Origin of the sequence: Veillonella montpellierensis DSM 17217 (genome assembly GCF_000426745.1) — a bacterium.
Taxonomy (GTDB): Bacteria; Bacillota; Negativicutes; order Veillonellales; family Veillonellaceae; genus Veillonella; species Veillonella montpellierensis.
Map to the genome: position 1 here is coordinate 56,175 of NZ_AUFY01000006.1, position 19,026 is coordinate 75,200.

The 19,026-nt window shown below is 33.5% G+C and carries 27 protein-coding genes; 3 read left to right on the top strand and 24 right to left on the bottom strand.

What is annotated here, in order from left to right; translation table 11 throughout:
• Positions 1-11: 11 nt before the first annotated feature.
• The 22 genes from folE to K357_RS0102800 all read right to left on the bottom strand — a co-directional run bounded on the left by folE (position 12) and on the right by K357_RS0102800 (position 14,117).
• A complete protein-coding gene (gene folE, locus K357_RS0102690; protein ID WP_028257341.1) occupies positions 12-575 on the bottom strand; it encodes a GTP cyclohydrolase I in 564 nt (187 codons plus the stop codon).
• A gap of 7 nt (positions 576-582) precedes the next feature.
• The gene (locus tag K357_RS0102695; protein WP_038113447.1) at positions 583-1,218 is read right to left on the bottom strand and encodes a radical SAM protein; all 636 of its coding nucleotides are present in this window, start codon (positions 1,216-1,218) and stop codon (positions 583-585) included.
• Positions 1,205-1,543 (bottom strand): 6-carboxytetrahydropterin synthase QueD, encoded by a 339-nt coding sequence (gene queD, locus K357_RS0102700; protein ID WP_028257343.1) that lies wholly within the window; start codon positions 1,541-1,543, stop codon positions 1,205-1,207. Before queD ends, K357_RS0102695 begins: the two co-directional genes overlap by 14 nt.
• Positions 1,544-1,553: 10 nt before the next feature.
• Positions 1,554-2,426 (bottom strand): hypothetical protein, encoded by an 873-nt coding sequence (locus tag K357_RS0102705; RefSeq protein ID WP_162138909.1) that lies wholly within the window; start codon positions 2,424-2,426, stop codon positions 1,554-1,556.
• Complete coding sequence (locus K357_RS0102710) at positions 2,383-2,754, bottom strand: hypothetical protein (protein WP_028257345.1); 372 nt, start codon at positions 2,752-2,754, stop codon at positions 2,383-2,385. Before K357_RS0102710 ends, K357_RS0102705 begins: the two co-directional genes overlap by 44 nt.
• Position 2,755: 1 nt before the next feature.
• Entirely contained in the window at positions 2,756-3,286 is a 531-nt protein-coding gene (locus tag K357_RS08630; protein WP_071838028.1) for a ParB N-terminal domain-containing protein, read from the bottom strand.
• A gap of 282 nt (positions 3,287-3,568) precedes the next feature.
• Positions 3,569-4,045, bottom strand: coding sequence for a hypothetical protein (locus K357_RS0102720; protein WP_028257346.1), 477 nt, complete (start codon positions 4,043-4,045; stop codon positions 3,569-3,571).
• Entirely contained in the window at positions 4,009-4,356 is a 348-nt protein-coding gene (locus tag K357_RS0102725; protein WP_028257347.1) for a hypothetical protein, read from the bottom strand. Before K357_RS0102725 ends, K357_RS0102720 begins: the two co-directional genes overlap by 37 nt.
• Positions 4,357-4,461: 105 nt before the next feature.
• Positions 4,462-4,890, bottom strand: a complete 429-nt coding sequence (locus tag K357_RS0102735) for a hypothetical protein (protein WP_028257348.1) — start codon at positions 4,888-4,890, stop codon at positions 4,462-4,464.
• 5 nt (positions 4,891-4,895) lie between these two features.
• Positions 4,896-5,282 (bottom strand): RusA family crossover junction endodeoxyribonuclease, encoded by a 387-nt coding sequence (locus K357_RS08635; protein ID WP_051212018.1) that lies wholly within the window; start codon positions 5,280-5,282, stop codon positions 4,896-4,898.
• A 157-nt stretch (positions 5,283-5,439) separates the two neighbouring features.
• On the bottom strand, positions 5,440-6,162 hold the full coding sequence (locus tag K357_RS0102745) for an ATP-binding protein (protein WP_244869366.1): 723 nt from the start codon (positions 6,160-6,162) through the stop codon (positions 5,440-5,442).
• Entirely contained in the window at positions 6,065-6,934 is an 870-nt protein-coding gene (locus tag K357_RS0102750) for a Lin1244/Lin1753 domain-containing protein (RefSeq protein WP_028257350.1), read from the bottom strand. Before K357_RS0102750 ends, K357_RS0102745 begins: the two co-directional genes overlap by 98 nt.
• Positions 6,934-7,653 (bottom strand): MBL fold metallo-hydrolase, encoded by a 720-nt coding sequence (locus K357_RS0102755; protein ID WP_028257351.1) that lies wholly within the window; start codon positions 7,651-7,653, stop codon positions 6,934-6,936. Before K357_RS0102755 ends, K357_RS0102750 begins: the two co-directional genes overlap by 1 nt.
• Entirely contained in the window at positions 7,646-8,362 is a 717-nt protein-coding gene (locus K357_RS08640) for a hypothetical protein (protein WP_051212021.1), read from the bottom strand. Before K357_RS08640 ends, K357_RS0102755 begins: the two co-directional genes overlap by 8 nt.
• 11 nt (positions 8,363-8,373) lie before the next feature.
• Positions 8,374-10,275 (bottom strand): AAA family ATPase, encoded by a 1,902-nt coding sequence (locus tag K357_RS0102765; RefSeq protein ID WP_028257352.1) that lies wholly within the window; start codon positions 10,273-10,275, stop codon positions 8,374-8,376.
• Between the two features lie 12 nt (positions 10,276-10,287).
• Entirely contained in the window at positions 10,288-11,916 is a 1,629-nt protein-coding gene (locus K357_RS0102770) for a PcfJ domain-containing protein (protein ID WP_038113450.1), read from the bottom strand.
• Positions 11,917-11,929: 13 nt separating this feature from the next.
• Positions 11,930-12,223 carry a hypothetical protein gene (locus tag K357_RS0102775; protein WP_028257354.1) on the bottom strand — a complete coding sequence of 98 codons (294 nt, stop codon included), beginning with the start codon at positions 12,221-12,223 and terminating at the stop codon, positions 11,930-11,932.
• Between the two features lie 15 nt (positions 12,224-12,238).
• Positions 12,239-12,727, bottom strand: a complete 489-nt coding sequence (locus tag K357_RS09320) for a hypothetical protein (RefSeq protein ID WP_028257355.1) — start codon at positions 12,725-12,727, stop codon at positions 12,239-12,241.
• Positions 12,728-12,790: 63 nt separating this feature from the next.
• Complete coding sequence (locus K357_RS09765; RefSeq protein WP_162138910.1) at positions 12,791-12,997, bottom strand: LysM peptidoglycan-binding domain-containing protein; 207 nt, start codon at positions 12,995-12,997, stop codon at positions 12,791-12,793.
• A gap of 85 nt (positions 12,998-13,082) precedes the next feature.
• Positions 13,083-13,553 (bottom strand): helix-turn-helix domain-containing protein, encoded by a 471-nt coding sequence (locus tag K357_RS0102790; protein WP_028257356.1) that lies wholly within the window; start codon positions 13,551-13,553, stop codon positions 13,083-13,085.
• A gap of 33 nt (positions 13,554-13,586) precedes the next feature.
• Positions 13,587-13,892, bottom strand: a complete 306-nt coding sequence (locus K357_RS0102795) for a helix-turn-helix domain-containing protein (RefSeq protein WP_028257357.1) — start codon at positions 13,890-13,892, stop codon at positions 13,587-13,589.
• Positions 13,893-13,928: 36 nt separating this feature from the next.
• Complete coding sequence (locus K357_RS0102800) at positions 13,929-14,117, bottom strand: helix-turn-helix transcriptional regulator (protein ID WP_081658386.1); 189 nt, start codon at positions 14,115-14,117, stop codon at positions 13,929-13,931.
• A 172-nt stretch (positions 14,118-14,289) separates the two neighbouring features.
• Here K357_RS0102800 and K357_RS0102805 point away from each other — a divergent pair, with 172 nt between their 5' ends.
• The 3 genes from K357_RS0102805 to K357_RS0102815 all read left to right on the top strand — a co-directional run bounded on the left by K357_RS0102805 (position 14,290) and on the right by K357_RS0102815 (position 16,353).
• Positions 14,290-14,742 (top strand): helix-turn-helix domain-containing protein, encoded by a 453-nt coding sequence (locus K357_RS0102805; protein ID WP_051212023.1) that lies wholly within the window; start codon positions 14,290-14,292, stop codon positions 14,740-14,742.
• A gap of 55 nt (positions 14,743-14,797) precedes the next feature.
• Positions 14,798-15,238, top strand: a complete 441-nt coding sequence (locus tag K357_RS0102810) for an ImmA/IrrE family metallo-endopeptidase (RefSeq protein ID WP_038113455.1) — start codon at positions 14,798-14,800, stop codon at positions 15,236-15,238.
• Positions 15,239-15,300: 62 nt separating this feature from the next.
• On the top strand, positions 15,301-16,353 hold the full coding sequence (locus K357_RS0102815; RefSeq protein ID WP_028257361.1) for a site-specific integrase: 1,053 nt from the start codon (positions 15,301-15,303) through the stop codon (positions 16,351-16,353).
• Positions 16,354-16,938: 585 nt separating this feature from the next.
• Here the strand turns inward: K357_RS0102815 and K357_RS0102820 are convergent.
• Together K357_RS0102820 and K357_RS0102825 are read right to left on the bottom strand one after the other, a co-directional pair.
• Positions 16,939-18,258 (bottom strand): MFS transporter, encoded by a 1,320-nt coding sequence (locus K357_RS0102820; protein WP_028257362.1) that lies wholly within the window; start codon positions 18,256-18,258, stop codon positions 16,939-16,941.
• A 239-nt stretch (positions 18,259-18,497) separates the two neighbouring features.
• The gene (locus K357_RS0102825) at positions 18,498-19,013 is read right to left on the bottom strand and encodes a transcription repressor NadR (protein ID WP_028257363.1); all 516 of its coding nucleotides are present in this window, start codon (positions 19,011-19,013) and stop codon (positions 18,498-18,500) included.
• Positions 19,014-19,026: the final 13 nt, after the last annotated feature.

Below are 19,026 nucleotides of genomic sequence, written 5' to 3' on the forward strand. Positions count from 1 at the left end.
TTCAATAATTACTATTGAACATTATTTATAAATTCTCTTGTTATATCATAACTTTCTTTAAAAATACCTTTTTTGGTAATTGTAACTGTATTTGAATTTCTTGATTTAATACCTCGGGCTGTAACGCAGCTATGCTTCGCTGTGATGTGAACAATTACATCTTCACTACCTGTAGCAATAGAGATAACTTCAGCGATATCTTCGCCAATTTTTTCTTGCAGTTGTAATCGCTTACAACACATTTCAGCAATGCGAGGTATTTTAGACAATCCAATTACTTTGCCATTAGGAATATAGCCTACTGCAATATTCATATCATACATTAACGCGAGGTGATGTTCACACATAGAAAACGCTTCAATGTCTTTGACTACAACCATTTGAGTAGTATCAACTTTAAACGATTTGCCGAACTTTTCAGCAATTTCTTTATTTGTATAATTCATGCCCTCTAATAGTTCAATGTACATTTTAGTGGCACGGCTAGGTGTTTCTGAAATACCTTCACGTGCTAAATTTTCACCAAACCCCTGTAAAAGAAGGTTAATGCCTTTTCTAATCATAGTTTCGTTCATTATATAGTTACACCCCTTTCATATCAGGCGGCCAAATAAATTTATGTATCTGTAACTGTAATTTAACCCCTTGTAAATTATACGTCTTCATGTAATCAACAATATCTCTGGGTTCAATTTTTCCAAATACCGGTGACACATAAATTTGAGCCCTAAACTTATTTTCTTGTATTAATTGCCGCATACGATTTAAATCTTCTAAACTTCCTACAACAAATTTAATTACATCATGACGTCTTAATTGTTGTAATGCCGCCCCATTTTTCATAAATTTTTCTTGCCCTGACGAGGGGCATTTATAATCCACTGTAAACATAACATTGTTATACTTTTTATATTTTGGAATTGGATCAATACTGCCATTAGTCTCTATGTTGATATAGTAATTAGACAACTTATCAAGTAATGCTGATATATCGTGCAATAATGGCTCTCCGCCTGTAATTGTTACATTGTAATTGCCATACCTATCGACAATTTTTACAATTTCTCCAATAGTCATTTTTTTGCCGCCAGTAAAGCTGTATTGAGTATCACAATACGAGCAACGCAAATTGCATTCTGCTAGTCGAATAAATGTACACAATTCACCAGCTCGAATGCCCTCTCCCTCAATACTGTTAAATATTTCAATCACGTTCATATATTGCAATATTCCCCTCGCTCTCTTGTACCGACACTTTATAGCAGCACTCACCTAGTTGATCACATATCCATTTAGCCATGTTTTCAGCTGTAGGGTTAATATCCACTACTACATCATTAATATGAGCATGGTCCAATCTATCATGAATAGAACGTTTAATATGAGTGAAGTCCATAATCATTCCGTTGTGGTTTAGTTTTTCGCTTTTCATAAATACAGTTACTATCCAGTTGTGGCCATGTAGGTTTTGGCATTTGCTTTCATAGTCTAAATTTAGTTTATGGCTACCTGCAATCTCCATTCGTTTTGATACATAATACATTTACTTCCTCCTAATCTTGACTACCTGCTACACTTTGATAGTCTAATTTATTTAATAATGCCGATATAGCACAATCGGCCGTTCTAGGTAACGACTTTTCTTTTACCCCAAACAGCCGAGCTTGTTCCATATATTGTTGTTTAATTTCTTTATTGTGATAGTTGATATGCATATTCCCTTTTGATGTTCGGTTAATACCAAACTGCAAAGGTGCTAGCCATGATGTACTATCCGCTGATGTGCAAAACCTATTCTGCTTTAACATTTTAATGTCTGTGCAGCCTAATAAGTGAATATCAATCTCAGGCTTTTTATTCTTGATGTACCATGCAAGCCTATGCGTATCTTCTCTAAATGATTTGCGGTTAGTGATACGCAACTCAGGAACACTAATAGCAATATAATCAGCAAATTCAATTAAACGGTCTAATCCTTTGCGGCCATCCTCTTTGTGAAATACGTTAATTTGTCTATTCTTTAACTTATCACGCATCCTGTACCGCAGTTTCCACGCATCTTCCGGAGATAAAACCTTTTGACAATCTACTTCAACGCATGTCTGCTGTAAATCATTGCTATTAGTAAACTTAATCAATTTATCTTGCCAGTCAACTAAATCATCATATGTAAGTCGTTTATCTTTTGCAGCACCAAACATCAAAGTAAATAAGCCACTATCCTGAATTACATGCTTAAATTGCAAGTCTTTTCTCATCAGCGGAGCATTAGATTTTAATGTAAAATCGTCGGTTATTTTTTTATTGACAATAAATGGATAACAAGTATATAAACGATAATTCACATCTGCCAACTTTAACCCAACGATACTATTAAGGACATTATCCGAGCCAGCAAAATGGATTTTGATGTTGTTTCCGAACAAGAATAGCCCCTCCGTTTGTATCTTCAATTACTTTGCAGTAGGTTGCCGTTGGATATTCCTCCATAAGCCATTTTGCAATATGTTCACATGACATGCCTTCAAATTGTGCATAACCTAAACGATCTCCAAACTTCGCTAAAATACGCTCTTTAATAATACGTTGTTCCTCAATAAACTCAATTTCACGGTCAAGCTCTCTAACCGGGATATGTAATTCAATATTAAACATATGTCTATGATTATTTCTTAAATACCCATATATAACAGGTGCATTTTCCCAGTAATGAAAGCCCTCTATCGTTACGTTGCAAACAATAAAACTATCCATATTACACCTCATACACAAATAAATTGGCGTCTAAATAGTCGATAAGCTGTTGATAATTTCTATCATCACATATAACCTTAATGACTTTTCCATTATCTTTTTGTATTGATTTATCGTCTTTATCTTGATTTGTTTCTTCTTCATCAAAGAAATCTGTTCTTAACTCGTCTGCATTTAAAAAGCCGAACTCTTCCATGTCGATAAAATTAATATCTTTTAGCTCATCAACTAAAACACTTAAATCCCAGGTAGCAATTTCACCGACTTTGTTGTCTGCCAATCTAAACGCCTTAATCTGTTCATCTGTAAGATCATCTGCAATAATACATGGAACTTCTTTCATGTTTAATTGTTTAGCAGCAAGTAATCTAGTATGACCACAAATGACAATGTTATTACTATCTACTACAATAGGTACTTTAAAGCCAAACTCTTTAATTGAATTAGCTACATATTCTACTGCTTCTGTATTGTTACGTGGATTGTTATCATAAGGAATTAATGCATCCGTTGAAATTTGTACAACTTTCATACTTTTTTCTCCTTTCTATATTTTGCATACAAAAAAAGCACCCCACTATAGAGATGCTTTTTTGTTCTTTGGTAATTATGCTGTTAAGAGAGATAGTGCACACATGAAGATTGTTTATTGCCTTTCTTCGACATATACATCATATCACTGTCAAGGGGGTGCAATCAATAGCATTTTAGGTGCACTTAGTGTATTTTTTGAACACTTAGTGTAACATTAGGTGCATTTAGGTACACCCCACCCCTCATGAACCCGCTCCAACACTGAATAGTTATAGTCACGTTAGGTGCACCCCCTATTTTTTAAATTTTTTTCATAAAACAATTCTTCAGCTCTTCTAAGTACTCTCTTAATATAATTCGTTGAGTTATTTTGCATACCTAACTCTCTATATACCACTGATATTGCGTATATATCTCTTCTGTTCATATATCTTTCAATGAGTATCGCCCGGTACTTAGGCTCATTGATATTGTATATTTCTCTAATTACAGTAAGCTCGCACTCAACAGCTTTCTCTTTTAGATTTTCAATTTCATCTTTTAATTTTGTCAGCTGCTTGAATTGCTGCATGATATCTAGATCGCTATTTTTAGAAATTCTATCAGAATTACCACTCGGTAGCTCTGCCGGACCCATTCTTTCAATTAATAAATTTAATTGTTGTTTTAATGCCATTTCTTCAATGTAGTAATCATTAATTCTGGTAATATGTTCTCTTGTTAATCGTCTTTTTTCCTCTTTTGATAACTCTGCCACTTATCGATTAGTCCCTTTCTTATTATATATTTCTCGCTTATTTTTTTGTTATATTCATGTGCACAAGCAACGCCACACGTCTTTTTATCTTTTCTATTTGTAGAAAATTCGTTACAACAAATAACGCATATTTTCTTGTATTTTTTAGTTAGTTTTTCCTCTTTTTTCTCATAATTTGTGATTACTTTTCTATCTGTGTGTTTATCGCACATTAGTTGTCCATGTTGTATTTCATATATGCACTGATTACAAATTTTATCAGCACTTCCCGGTGTAAATAATTTACCGCACCTATGACACTTTCTTTGCATGTTCGTCATCTCCATGTAGCCATTCGTATAACGTTATCCAATCCATTCTATGTCGCACATAATAATTGTTCATCAATTTACATGCTTTTTTTATCATATATGCTCTCATTGTTCTTCCTCGCTTTCTGCTAGCTTGCAATGTTTACAATACATAACATGTTCGCCAGTTGCTGACCATGATGTTGCACCGCAAAGATATACAATAAATGGTTTTTCTGAATTTTCTTGATACTCTTTGAAGTATCGCCGTTCCCATTTCTCGCCATTGTTCGATACTAAAACTTTGGTATCTTTTGGTATCGTTGACCACTCGATAATGCAGAGTGGCTCTTTGTCTTCAAATGTTACATCTTCAAATAAATCATTGAATAAAAATAAATTTATTTCATCGTTATTACTATTCCATCCCATTTCTAACTTTCTTGGTTTTCTCGTGTGAGCATGTGTTTGCCCCCATGAATCTTTTGTAATGTATCTATAACATTTACCGTACAATCTTTGTAAAATCTCTTTTCTTAACTCTATCTCATTCATCATTATCACCCTTTCAATCTTCCATTACTTTGATGTTTTAAAACATGAACAATTACATATGACCGTGTATCTTTGTAAAATTCATCATATAAATGTCCGATGTACGCTTGCTTATCATCTTTAATCACTCCTGCTTGTTTAAACCCGTCAAGAATAAACTTTTTTGCAAACGCTATATTGTCATGATCATGTTTTGTCGCTACGTGCCACTCAAACAGCATATCCGCTTTTTCAGTAACTTTATTACAATGTTTTGCCAACATTTTAGTGATATTTGTATACTTTTGTTTCTGACTATTCGCACTATACCGATTATATCTTTCAACGTTGATATACTCGTTCAACGTCGGATATTGACAATCTAATGTAATGCTCATTATTTCATCAGTCATATTTTCATGACCCTTTCTTTTTGTTATACATACTTAAAAAACTAAAAATTTCATACCTATTTGCTCGGTTTTTGTATTTCTTAATAAAATATACATTACATTATTTTTACCGCCCTTACAGCTTAAATTTAAGCATTTTGCATTTTCAAATATTTTTCTATCGATGTGACGGACCTAAAAATACGGCTTCTTCATAATCACTTCCTCTTAATCTATCAATCACTCGTTCACTATAATGCTTTTTCGTCTGATCCTCATTGTAGTTTGTTGTCAATATAACCGCTTTCATTGCGTGGCAGCGGTCAATAATAACGCTTTCTACTTTGTTATTAACCCAATCCGACTTTAAATATTCCGCTCCGAAGTCATCTAACAGCAATAACGGTATGCTTCTAAGCTTTTGCTCATATTGTAGAAATGCTACTCTATCGCCTTTTGACAATGTCAGCATAGTGTCTAGCAAGCTTGGCATCGAAATCATCATGCAGCCTTTTCGTAATGCAATCACTTTCTTCAGCACACTAACCGCTATAGATGTTTTACCAGTACCGGCTGGACCTCTTAAAATGAGGCCTTTACCGGCACTAATATTCTTTTCTAAATTGTCTGTATACTGCTTAACAACTGCATATGCTCCCGCATTTTCTTTTGGGAATTTACCATGCTTACGCAACCATTCAAAACTCATGTCATAATATCGCTTTGGTATGCCAACAGCTGAATAATTAGCATTTGTATTCAATTGCATAATGATGGGTTCATCATACACAGGATAAAAGAATTCATTGTTTGCCGTGCACTCTTTCATATTCGGCTTGCCAGTCAACTGGCTCATCTTTCGTATTCGTTCTATTTCTGCTGTTACGTTTAGCTGCTCCATTTGCTGCCTCCTCTCTTATTTTGTTATTTAAAATCGCTGTAATGTATGCAGTACTTGCTTTTCCCTCTTTACTAGCTTTACTAATCGCTGTAATGACTTCATCTTCACCAAAATCATCAACTAAGTATTCTAACTTCTCTTTTGTAATTGGTGAGATTTCACCAACATCATTCATGTAAATTTTAAATACGTTTTTATATGGATCATTTGGCATTTCTTTTTCGCGGGCGTCTTCTTCATATGAATATGAATATATATTCTTTCCTTTCCTTTCCTTTCTTATAGCTTCGTTTGCTTCGTTTGCTTCGTTTGCTTCAAGCAATTGCTTCGTTTTGCTTCGAGCTTTGCCACTCTTAAGACCGCCTAAACGCCCAGCCTCACTGCGTTTCTTAGATATTTCTTCTTGCTTTTTTTTACGAAGCAAATTTCGTCTAAGTAGTGATGGCGACCAAAAAAATTCACCATCTGTTTCAAGCAGTTCACACTCATTAATAAGCAAATTCACATATGCTTCAGCTTGGTTCGCGGTGCTTAATTTTGCTTCGTTGCTTGAAGCAATTGCTTCATTTTGCTTCATTCCAAATGCTATTCCGAGTCCAGTAAAGGTAATTTTATCCATAGGAAGTTTGTATTCTTCTTGTGCTGCTAATTGCTCAATTAAGATCCACCACCAGGCATACGATATAACACCGCACAATTCTTTCATAACAATGATTTTAGGGTCATTACTGGCATTAACATCGTGGCTAAAATAATATGTATCCTTTGCCATCATTGCTCCTTTTCTTTATGTACGATTACCAGCTTACCGGTTGCCACCTGTACAGCTTGTTTAAACTCTTTCTCATTCGAATTTTCATTTGATAAATGAATCAAATGAATTGATTTGCATACAGTTAAATCCATAGATTGTAGAAATTTAATTACATTCTCTAACGCAAAATGTGATTGAATTAACCGTTCCATTCTATGTTTAAGCAATACACCATCCGTCACTTTTTTGTTTAATATTTCATAAGAATGGTTACACTCAACTAGAATGTGATGTACACCTTTAAATGTGTATTTACAATAATATGTATCAGTAATATATAAGAGTTTTTCCTCTCCATCAGTTATTAAATATCCGACATTAGGCACATCATGTTCTAATTCGAACGGTAACACAGTAAATACGCCTATTTTTATCGACTGTTTCGGCATTATTTCAATCCATGTACGTTCATCAAGCACATGTAATGCTTGTGCTGTATCTCGTAACATGTATATCTTATGTCCCAACTTCAACATATCAACCACCGCCTTTGAATGGTCTCCATGTTGATGTGTTACTACAGCACCTAATAAATTAATGAAATTGTACCTACAAGCTCGTTGAACATCTTTAAAAGGTAAACCTACATCTAACAACAATTCATCACCATTTACGCTTGATTTAATTCGATAGCAGTTACCTTTTGAACTGCTACCGAACGCTTCAATATTAATCATTACTAAACATCTTTTCTGTATTTAGAATTTCACCCGTTTCACTATCAACAAATGTAGGTTCATCTTTAATAGGTACATCAATTACTTCGCTATTAGCATTATGCTCAATAGTGGTGGCTACATCATCAATGACATCACTTACTTTGCCCTCTACATCAATAATTTCATCAGTAGTTTGTAATCCCATTGAAATCTCGGGTGCAGTTGTTCTAATCAACCATGCAGCTGCACGATATCGCAACATTTGGTCAGGCATTGTTTTCCATTTTGACCCTTTCTTTTCGTACCAGCCTTCTTGTTTTGCAAGAGCAATGGTTACTTCGGGACCTGCTATAATCTCATCACTGCCTTTTTCTTTTGTGTAAGCAATAATACCTTGACTATCTGTCCCTTTTGTTCCAGTGGGTCTATATTTAATTGCTTCAAATCGCCCACATTGATTGAATGTAGCAATCAAGAATTTTGACGACCACCCTGGGTTTCCATGCACAACATATAAATTCTGCATTACCATTAGTGGACTTGCTTCCATTCTCTGTGCCATTTCTAATGCAATAATTGTATTACCTAAATTCTGTTCTCCTTGAAACTGCGGAGGCACAAGCGTTGAATGGGTAAACATCTTTGCTTGCCGTTGTAATAATTCAAATCCCTCTGCTGATTGAAAACCTGGTAAATTACTATTTCTTGTTGCCACTTCGTTTGCCATTTGTATTCCTCCTACGCTATTTTTAATGTTTTACAAGTTACATCAACGATAAGCTCTATCGTTTGACTATTCACATCAATAAATTCAGTTACCGCTTCAGCATTATCAATAAATACCGGTGCAGTTACTTTGTAATAATTGGTTAATGCATTGATAATATCTAGCCCCACATTGATACGTGCTGCATTATTCATGCTCCGATATGGCACATCTTTATATGTCGTTTCGCAGCACTCATCAATGTTGCCATTCACTAATACGTTGAACATCTTAAATCGTGCATATTTAAAATGACTATTAATCGACTGCTCTAGCATATCGACCTTTGCTTTTATAAACTCATCCATCAAGAACATAGCTTCATCCAGCTCATTCTTATCATTTGCGAGTTGCTCTTGCTTGTGTTCAAGCTCTGCGATTCTTTTATCGATATCATCAACTAGCTTGTATTTATTTAACTCATGTTCGAATATATCCAGTTTTGCTTTTAATGTACAAATTTCAGCACTTTTCCTCTCAATTTCTTCTTCATTATCTTCATTGCTTGACGATTCAAGTAAGAATAATTCACCTTGCAAGCGGGCATATTCATCATCACTATTTACATCAGGCTCTTGTAACGATTCAAACATTTCTTTGCTTGCTTTACATGCATTCTCTTTATCTGTTAATTGATTTGTTAAACTATCAACTTTAACAGCAAGTAGTTCCTGTTCTTCGCTATATGTTTTTTTACTTTCAACAGCTCGATTTATTAAGCTTTGCAATTTATCAAGGTTATCAGCCTTTTGTTTATTAAATTGCTGTTCTAATGCTTCACGTTGATCACTCGGATATAGTTGGCCACATGTCGGACAAATTATGCCATCAAATTGTTTGGTGTTTAACTCATTAAATTCATCTTGTAGAGCCTTACTGTGTTCGTCTTCACGCTTGATGTTTTGTTCTACATCATAGCTTTGATTTATAAGCTTTTGCCATTCTTCTTGTAACGACTTTACCTCTTTCAACAACAACTTATATTCGCTCTGCAAGCGTTTTTTATCCATACGATACATAGAAAGTATCTCGGCTTTTCTTGCCTCGCTTTTTTGTTGTATATCTTTAATTTTTAGCTGATTCTCTACTGCGCTCAATCCATTACTTAATAACGCTTTCTCTTCTTCAAGCTTTTTAATGTCATTATTAAGCGTTTCGATATTTTCTTTTAATACTTCTTTATTAGTTACTATCTCAGGCTTATTTTCAATTGCTTCATCAATCCGAACTGGTATCATATCCAATTCTTTGTTGATGGCTGCTTTTTTAGATGCAACGATTTTTTTATATTCTTCAACAGTACGACCATTTAGAATTGATGCTAACTTTCTCAATTCTCCATGACAATGAATAACGCTTTCATCATCTACATTTCCGCACATTTCAAGTAGTAACTTACGCCTATTTTGCCAGCTATACTGCTCGTTAAAATAGAGCGGATTTGTAATTAACTTGAATACATCTTCATTGATAATGTTGTTGATGTACGCTTTATATTCTTTTTCTTTCACTGGTACTTCATCAATAAAATAATCTGTAGTATGCCCCGTGAGCTTTACTTCTCCCCCTCTAGGATTACTATATTTCTCACGATATACACGTCTTAATGTGAAAGATGTACCATCATCATTGATAAATTCTCCCTCTACTTCATGATTAACTTTATGAACTGGAGTTCCGTTTTCTATTGTCTTTATTTCAAAGTCAGCTCTATCTAGACTATCTTTGCCAAACAATAACCAGCACATGCTATCGAATACAGTCGTCTTTCCCGTTGCATTATCGCCACGAATAACAACATTATCTCCATTAAATTCGAATGTATTTTTTTTGATCCCTTTGAAGTTTTTTATATTTAATTTTTTCAGTTTCATAACGTACCTCTCTTAACTAGCTCGGGCTGTAACATCAATAGTAGTAGGTGTAATTTTCAATTGGTCTGCCCACTTCAAGACAGTGGCATTAATGCACTCATCTTTTGCTACACGTTTATTCGCGAATAATTTAGCTTGTACTAATTTTGAAAATGTACCATCACATCTTTCTAACTCTAAACATGCAATAGGTTTCATGTTTTCATTGGTTACAACAACAATGGCTGTATACCCCCTTAATACTCTATCTTTATATGAACCAACACAATTTTTTAATTGTTTGCCTACCGTCATTAAATCTGCAGCGGTTTTTGGCACTATAAAATGCATACCGTTCACATCTTTATTTAATGCTGGTATAGCTGGTAAATTTACATCTCCATATTCTTGTTGGTTATAGATTTTCACGATTAAATCATGAAATTCTTTCAATTTGCATTTTCTATCCCATACCGATTTACGATATTCTTTATTCAACTTTTCATACATGATAGAAACGTCCCTAATATCATGCCTATCATTCGATAACAAATAATTTAAAATTGTACTTTCACCATGTCGCTTGATTAGCTGCAACCACATATCACGAATGAGTTGATTTTCAACTCTCATTGATTCGCAAATAGTTCGTGTTGTTATTCTGTAATACCCTGTTTCCTTTGTATTATGTGATAATAGCCTACGTCTAACATTCTCATCATTAAACAAATTTAAAATATTAGCTGTAGTAACTACCATGACATCTGTTGCCATTGCTTTACGCAAGGCTTTCGAATTAGGTGCATTAAAACTTTTAATTAATGCGTCGATAAATCCAACACCTTTTTTTGTTTCATCAAGAACTGTATCGTCGATATTAACTACTATTTTTCGATAGCTACGATCCCCACTCCACCATTTTGTACTTTTAGATATTTCTGTAATTGGTGGCATATCAGGAGCTGATATTTTAAGTGCCATATTCGCTAACATAGTATTGTGATATCCGCCATACTCACAAATCTTAGGTGGTATATATATCTTTTTAACAGAAAATCCATATGTTTCTTTTAACCTACATTCAAATGTAAGCCGTAAAGTTTTAAATATCTTGTTTAATTCTGTTTTTCTGTTTCCGCACACTGCATATGAAGTACCTATATATTTAAGTACAGGTAACACGCTCTCCGCTTCATTAAAATAACGTGGTGTTATTTTATGGTGCATTCTATTTCTATCAATTAAAAATGCACTTTTCTTTTTAAAATCAAATCGAAGTTGTTCCGTGTATCCTCGTTCTTTACTTCTTGTTCCATCAGTAAAAAGCTGAATGCCTCGATAATCAACTCTCAAATCTAAAAAATTTTTATAATTGATTACTTTTATCTCCATTGAGATAGGATATATCTCATCGGGATTGCGTGATATATGTATCTTATCTTTCCATGGATTAGAATGCGTTCCACATTCTGGACAATTATAATATTTTGATTCAGTAGAATATCCACTATAACTATGATATTTTTTCTTCCACGCTCCACCGAATGTGTGTCCACAATCAAAATGGTATATAGTTGTGTAATTGCAAGTATAATCCGGTTCTAAAATGATGGAATCAAACATTTTGCGAATGCTTGTCCATGCTAGCCACTCTCCAGCCATAATTACCTCCTACTTATTCGCCACCGAACAAGCTTAATGCGTCATCTTCTGTATTGTCTTCTGTCTTAACTTCAGGAGCTTTTTTCTTTTTTTTCGCCTCTTTTTGCTTTTCTTTATTCTCTTCTTTATTAACAAGCTTTATAGCTTGTATAATCGCCGACGTTACAGCAATATTGGTTTGGCAAAAATCGATAGCCCTTTGATATTCAATTGTGTTTGTAGGATCTAATTCAATTGCCTTTTGTAACACCTCTATCTGAGGTGTTACTTCATCTAATACTCTTTCGTATTGTGCATATTTTGCCATTCTCTCTTACTCCTTTTATGCAGCCATCAAAGCTTTTAATTCATTTACAATATCATCAGTCAATTGACTTGATGATGGTTTTTCTATGCCATGAGCTCTAAAGATTTTCAACGCATTTGTCGCACGTTGGCCATCTTTGCCCATCCACGTTAATAACTCGACCCAAAACGCTTTAGGGTCAAATGGGGTAACGTCGATTTCTTCAGCTGGTGCATCCACTTTTTCTTGCTGTTTTTCTTCTGTAAAATCAACTACAGGAATTTCCTCAGCTGTAGGAACTTCCTCGGCTACAGGTGCAGCTTTAACCTCTTCAGTTGGTTTTTCTTCTACTTTTGGCTTTTCTTCTGTTTTTGCTCTTCTTTTTCTTTTTGTTGTGGCAGTATCTTCAGTTTCTTCTGCTACTGATTTACATTTACAACATGGTTTTTCTTGGAATACTTCATTCCATTTTTCTAGTTGTTCTTTTAATTCGCTTAATTCATTAAATTCAATTGTTAATTGCATAATTGCCTCCATGTGTTAAAATAAAAACGAACAGTTTTGTTTGCCTATTAACTAATGTCGCGGTTAGTTGATAGGCTTTTTTAATATCAGAACATCACCGGGATGTATATCTCGCACATGTTCGTTGATATTGTTGTCAAATTTGATATCGTATATTTCTCGGCGAACATCTTTTTGTTCGCCTACATTTTTATAGGCGATACTCCACAAGGTATCCCCTGGTTGCACTACATATTCATATGTTGTAGTTGGCTGTTCTGTAGGTATCATTTGATATACCCCTATAGATATGCTACCTACTACAGCACATATTATGGCTACTCTATCCCACCGTAAAACCCTATACCATGGAGCTTTACGCATGGTTATCGTTCTCTGTGCGTATCTCATGTTTTCTCCTTTCTAAAGATACATTTACAACAATACATGCACCGGTTAACTCTTTTATTTTTGATTGCATGAAGTTTATTTCCTCGTCTGTACTTGGCTTTCCGCACGCAGTTTGTATCAACTCGTGCATTATTTCATTAATGCCGTTTAACTGTGTTTGAAACTTCAATACAGCCATTTCTAGAGTTACCAACTCTATATCAGGTAAATACAATTTTCCAATCGGACAACAACTTGATAATTGAGCTACTGCTAACCTATGCAGCCCATACTCTTTTACCGCTTGTGCTACTACATCACAAGGCGGTTGTTGTTTACCACTTAAATAATTACTCAAGCTTCGGATACTTACATTTAGATCCTCAGCTATTTTGTTTTGATTCTTATCTACGCAACGGAGTGCCGAATCAAATTCACTCCGTGCAACTTTCTTCATAGCACCACCACCTCTCTATGTGCTATCTTGTAATTAAGGTAAGTTTTCTATTAAATCACCTACCTCAACTGTGATTACGTTTTGCACTTTCAAGAACTTAGCTTTTAAACGCCGGTTCTCTTCTTGCAAACGCTTAAACTCTCTCTTTAAAGCGTTATATTGTAACGGCGAATATTCTTCATCACCATCAATAAACGCTTGTACAGTACTAACGCTATACAACATAGGTTTTACTCCCTTAATGGGTTGCAAAACTCCACGATTTTTGTAATTCATCAGAGTACTTTTTGAGCAATGTAAAATGCTCATTACTTCTTCTGATGTATATGTCATTTTCATATTTCACCTCTTCTATTTTTAACTTAAAGTTAAACACTAAGGCAAAAAAATATTATCTATTGGAATTTTATAAATATCCGATAACAACTTTAAATTGCCTTTATCGATTTTACTTTTCCCAAGCTCCCAATTAATCAGTGTTTGTTTGCTTTTACCTAACTTACATGCAACATCAACCTGTGTTAAATTAGCATTTATTCTTGCTGCTTTTAATGAAATTTTCACTATATCACCTCCTCTGTTATATGTATTTTAATATACTTTAAGTTAAAAATCAATACAATTTGTAAAAATATTTTACTTTTTTAGATGGTAAAAATATTTTACTTTTAGTATTTACTAACTAAAAAAATACTGATACTATAAAATATATAACTAATTTATTAAGAGGTATCTTATGACTAATAAAGCAATATTTGCCAAAAATTTAAAGCACTATATGTGGCTAAATAATATAAGTCAACGTGATTTAGCTAACTCATTAAAAGTTAGTGATGCTAGTGTGTCGCACTGGTTAAATGCAGCACGTATGCCAAGAATGGATAAATTACAATCTATAGCAACTATACTAGGAATAACACTTCAAGAATTAATAGAAGATTCCACACATAACAAACAAGAAAAACCATTCAAACCTACTCTATCAAATCGTGATGAGTTAGACATTCAAAAGCGGTTAGAACGATTAATGAATGATTTAGATTCAGAAACGGGATTAGCATTTTATAATGGTGATGAAGAAATCGACGATGAAACTAGAGAGCTGCTGCGTGCTTCGCTTGAATCATCGTTACGTATCACTAAATTAAAAGCTAAAGAGAAATTTACACCCAAAAAATATAGACGATAACATATAGCTATCGTCTATCATGTACTTATTAAATTGTTAAATGAGGTCTATTTCAATGAATGCCAAATCTATATCATTGATTAAATCTAAAATAAAAAAACTAGTCGCTCAATATAATACACGTGATCCAATTCAACTGACTAGAGAATTAGATATACATGTTATTTATAATGAATTGGGCAACATAGGTGGTTATTGCTTTTACAGTAACCGTATCCGCTGTATTTGCGTAAACTCATCAGCTCCCAAAGAATATATACCGTTTATTGTTGCTCACGAGCTTGGCCACATCTTCTTACATCCTGATAGAAATATCCCTTATTTACATCATTATACCTATGCTAATATCGGAAGGATAGAACGTGAAGCTAATACCTTTGCTGTTGAGTTACTTGTTCCAGACAATGAAATAAACTTTAATAAATGTGTTACCTTTACATCATTATCTACAGAATATGGAGTGCCGATTAATTTTATTCATTTAAAACAATTTTAGCCGAACAGGCTATATATTTTTTACCGTTTATAAGAACATATGTTTTACTAAAAGGAGCAACAATGGCAAGCTATTCGATATCAACACGACAAAAAGATAAAAACTGGCAAGTTATCGTCAGCTACAAAGATAGATACGGCAGATGGCGACAAAAAAGCAAGCAAGGATTTTTGACTAAACGAACTGCCAAGGACTACGGAGATATTATTGTTAAAGAAATAAAAGAAAATTTATTGCTAACAAATAATGAAGAACTAGCAAATATAACATTCCTCGAATTTTCAAAGATATATTTTAATGATGTAAAAGATACCTTGCGTGCCAACTCATTAATAACTTATCAAAACTTAATTAAATATGTATCACCTATTTATAACTTGCGATTAATTGAAATTACTCCGCTTATCATTAATACAACACTTAAAAATATTACATCATCAACCACATCTAAAAAATTTATTGTAAGCATTTTAAAAAGAATTTTCTCGCATGCTATAAAAGAATATAATTTGTTGCCAAAAAATCCTGTTACAGCTGCAGTGCCTTCAGAAAAAATAAATAAACCTATCAGAGTTATAACAAATGAAGAACTCGATCTATATTACAATACAGTCAATACATCTAATCAGATCTATGTTGCCATAAAAATATTACAATACACAGGAATTAGAATCGGTGAGTTATTCGCATTAACACAAGATGATATCGACTATAAAGAAATGACCATATCAATTAATAAACAATTCGTTACAGTAGGTAAAAATAAAAATGGGATTGGACCATTAAAAACAAAAAACAGTTATAGAACAATCCCAATTCCTAAATCATTAGCTGTTATATTATCAGAATATACAAGCACATGCACAACAGATAGAATTATTCCATATAAATCCACAAACGCTTTAAGGGGTCACATAAAAAAATACATCAACAACCATGCCCCACATGATTTTAGACATACCTACGCAACTAAATTATTAGCGAGTGGAATGGACGTTAAAACAGTAGCTGCACTACTCGGTGATACTGTAACTACTGTTATTAATACATATATACATTATTCTGATGAAATGAGACAGAACGCAAAAAAAGATATCCAAAGAATTTTTGACTAAATTAATTAATTTTTGCCGTTTCTCTGCCGAATACTAAAAAAACATTGTTATATAGCGGTTATTTTCCTATATTAACATATATATATTATATACGATTTTATAAGAGTCGCAATATTTATTAAATAAATTGCTGTGTATGTATGTGTTAAATAAAATACTACTAACCTTGCTAAATACTTTCATGCTCACTACTAATACATACCAAGGTATGGAATATAAATTTATTACATATCACTGATTTTCATATATTGTGTTACTTATTTGCAATTCATTTTTCATTGACTATGATGCGATTGCTATTACCAAAATCGATAAACTGCATTATACATCTGTATGCTAAAAGTTCGATATAAAATAAGCTCTGTTAAACCAATTGTTATGTAAATGGTATAAACTCAACACTTAATAAAATGATTCATTCATTTTATTTACAAATCCACTGCATATGCATGATACAAATGTTGTATAACAATATCACAGAAGATAATTTTGTTATATATTATAATTATACGTTTACTAATCACTAAATGTATTATTGTATCTATTCACATACCTATTCATAGATACAATCAAATACATCTATGATTATTCTTCTAAGGACGTATTTTTCTTTTCTATGCCTAATAATATTACAACAATTGCTATAATGACAAAAACAGTTGCAAACATAAAGAATATGCTGTCTACAGATATTTTATATGACAATAATGTGCCTACTAATAATGGTGCGATAATACCACCAATTCTACCTATACCTGCAGCCCAACCTGAACCAAGCCCTCTAATACGAGTGGGATATAATTCTGGTGTGTATGTATATAGTACACCCCAAGCTCCTAAATTAAAGAATGACATCAAAGCACCCCACATAAGCAAAATCGTTTCTGTTTCTGCATGACCAAAAAAATAACTAGCGATACCACTACCTAGTAAAAAAATTGCTAATGTATATCGTCTACCGAGCCAATCTACTAACATGGCCGCACAATAATATCCTGGCAATTGCGCCAATGTCATTAGCAAAATGTATTCAAAAGTTTTTACCACTGTAAATCCTTGCTGATATACTAGTGTAGGTAGCCACAAGAATATGCCATAATAACTAAAAATAATTCCAAACCATAAAAGCCATAACATAATAGTACGAACTCGATAGTCTCTATTTAATAAGTCTTTTACATTCAAATGAGTCACTAACGAATTAGTATACACCTGACTATCATCATGAGTAACACTTCCCAAAGGTTGCTTAGTCTCTGATTCTAAGTATTGAACAACCTTATTAGCTTCTAAAAGTTGTCCTGTTTTAAGTAAATATCTAAGCGATTCTGGTATATGTCTTCTAATAATACCTGTATACAAAGCTGGTATAGCCCCTACCAACAAACCAAAACGCCACCCATATATAGGTATGATCGCATACGCCACTAATGCGGCAGCTAGCCAACCAACAGCCCAAAAACTTTCTAGAGCTACCATAAAACGTCCTCGATATGCTTGTGGCGAATATTCTGTAAGTAATGTAGCTGCAACAGGTAATTCTGCGCCCAATCCTAATCCGACTAACAATCTAAAAAACAATAATAATTCATAATTAGGCGCTATGGCAGATAAAGCTGTAGCTACACCATATACAATCATTGACCATGTAAAAATCTTAGTTCTACCATAATGATCAGCTAAGGTCCCTCCCAAAATAGCACCAATCGCCATTCCAAATAGGCCAATACTCCCTAAGAGTCCTATTGCACTACTAGATATGTGCCATTCTTTTACAAGCATAGGGATGATAAAAGAAATAATCCCTGTATCCATGGCATCAAACGCCCAACCAATACCTGCCAATACTAATAGTCGATAATGAAATCTGCAAATTTTCATCGAGTTTAACGTATCTAATATCATTCTTCCTATCTCTCCTCGTATGTATACTAAAAACTATACACGTAACCATATGTATAGTTTTTAGTATACATACGAGAGCTAAGAAAAGTCAATACATACATAAGAAAAGCACTGATATATAATAAAATTATATATCAGTGCTTTAATATTATAAAAAATCTATAATTACCAATACTACTATATGTTATGATAAGAGCTATAATTATACATAATGTAAAGAAGCTATCACTAGATTATATTTAATGATAAATGATACCCAGCTCTTCTAACTTTTTTATAATCATTTCCATAGTTTCTATACTATCCGCCTCAATCGTATGCATATGGATACCTGCACTTAAAGAAGATAATAGTCCACTATAGGATTCTTTTTGCTTGATTAAGTAATTTTCTACATCTTGTAACGATCGTAAATACAAAGAAACTCGTATAGAGCCATATACATCATGTTCAATTGTTACATCATGTACGATTCCACCTAATTTAACAATAGTAGATAGCTCTAAGGAAACTTCACTAGCATCGTGCTTACATACAATTTCCCGTTTTACCATCGATTTAACATTTTGCAATAATTGATAGCCTCTAGCAGTAGACACAATAGGATATCTCTGACTACGCAATGCCGCCATATCACCTACTATAATCTGACGTGTTACGTTAAACTGTTCAGCTAATATGGTTCCTGAAATAGGTTGTTCGGTAGATTCTAATATCTGTAACAATTGTGTGCGTCGAATTTCTTTTTTCCCCATATTTCTTATCCTA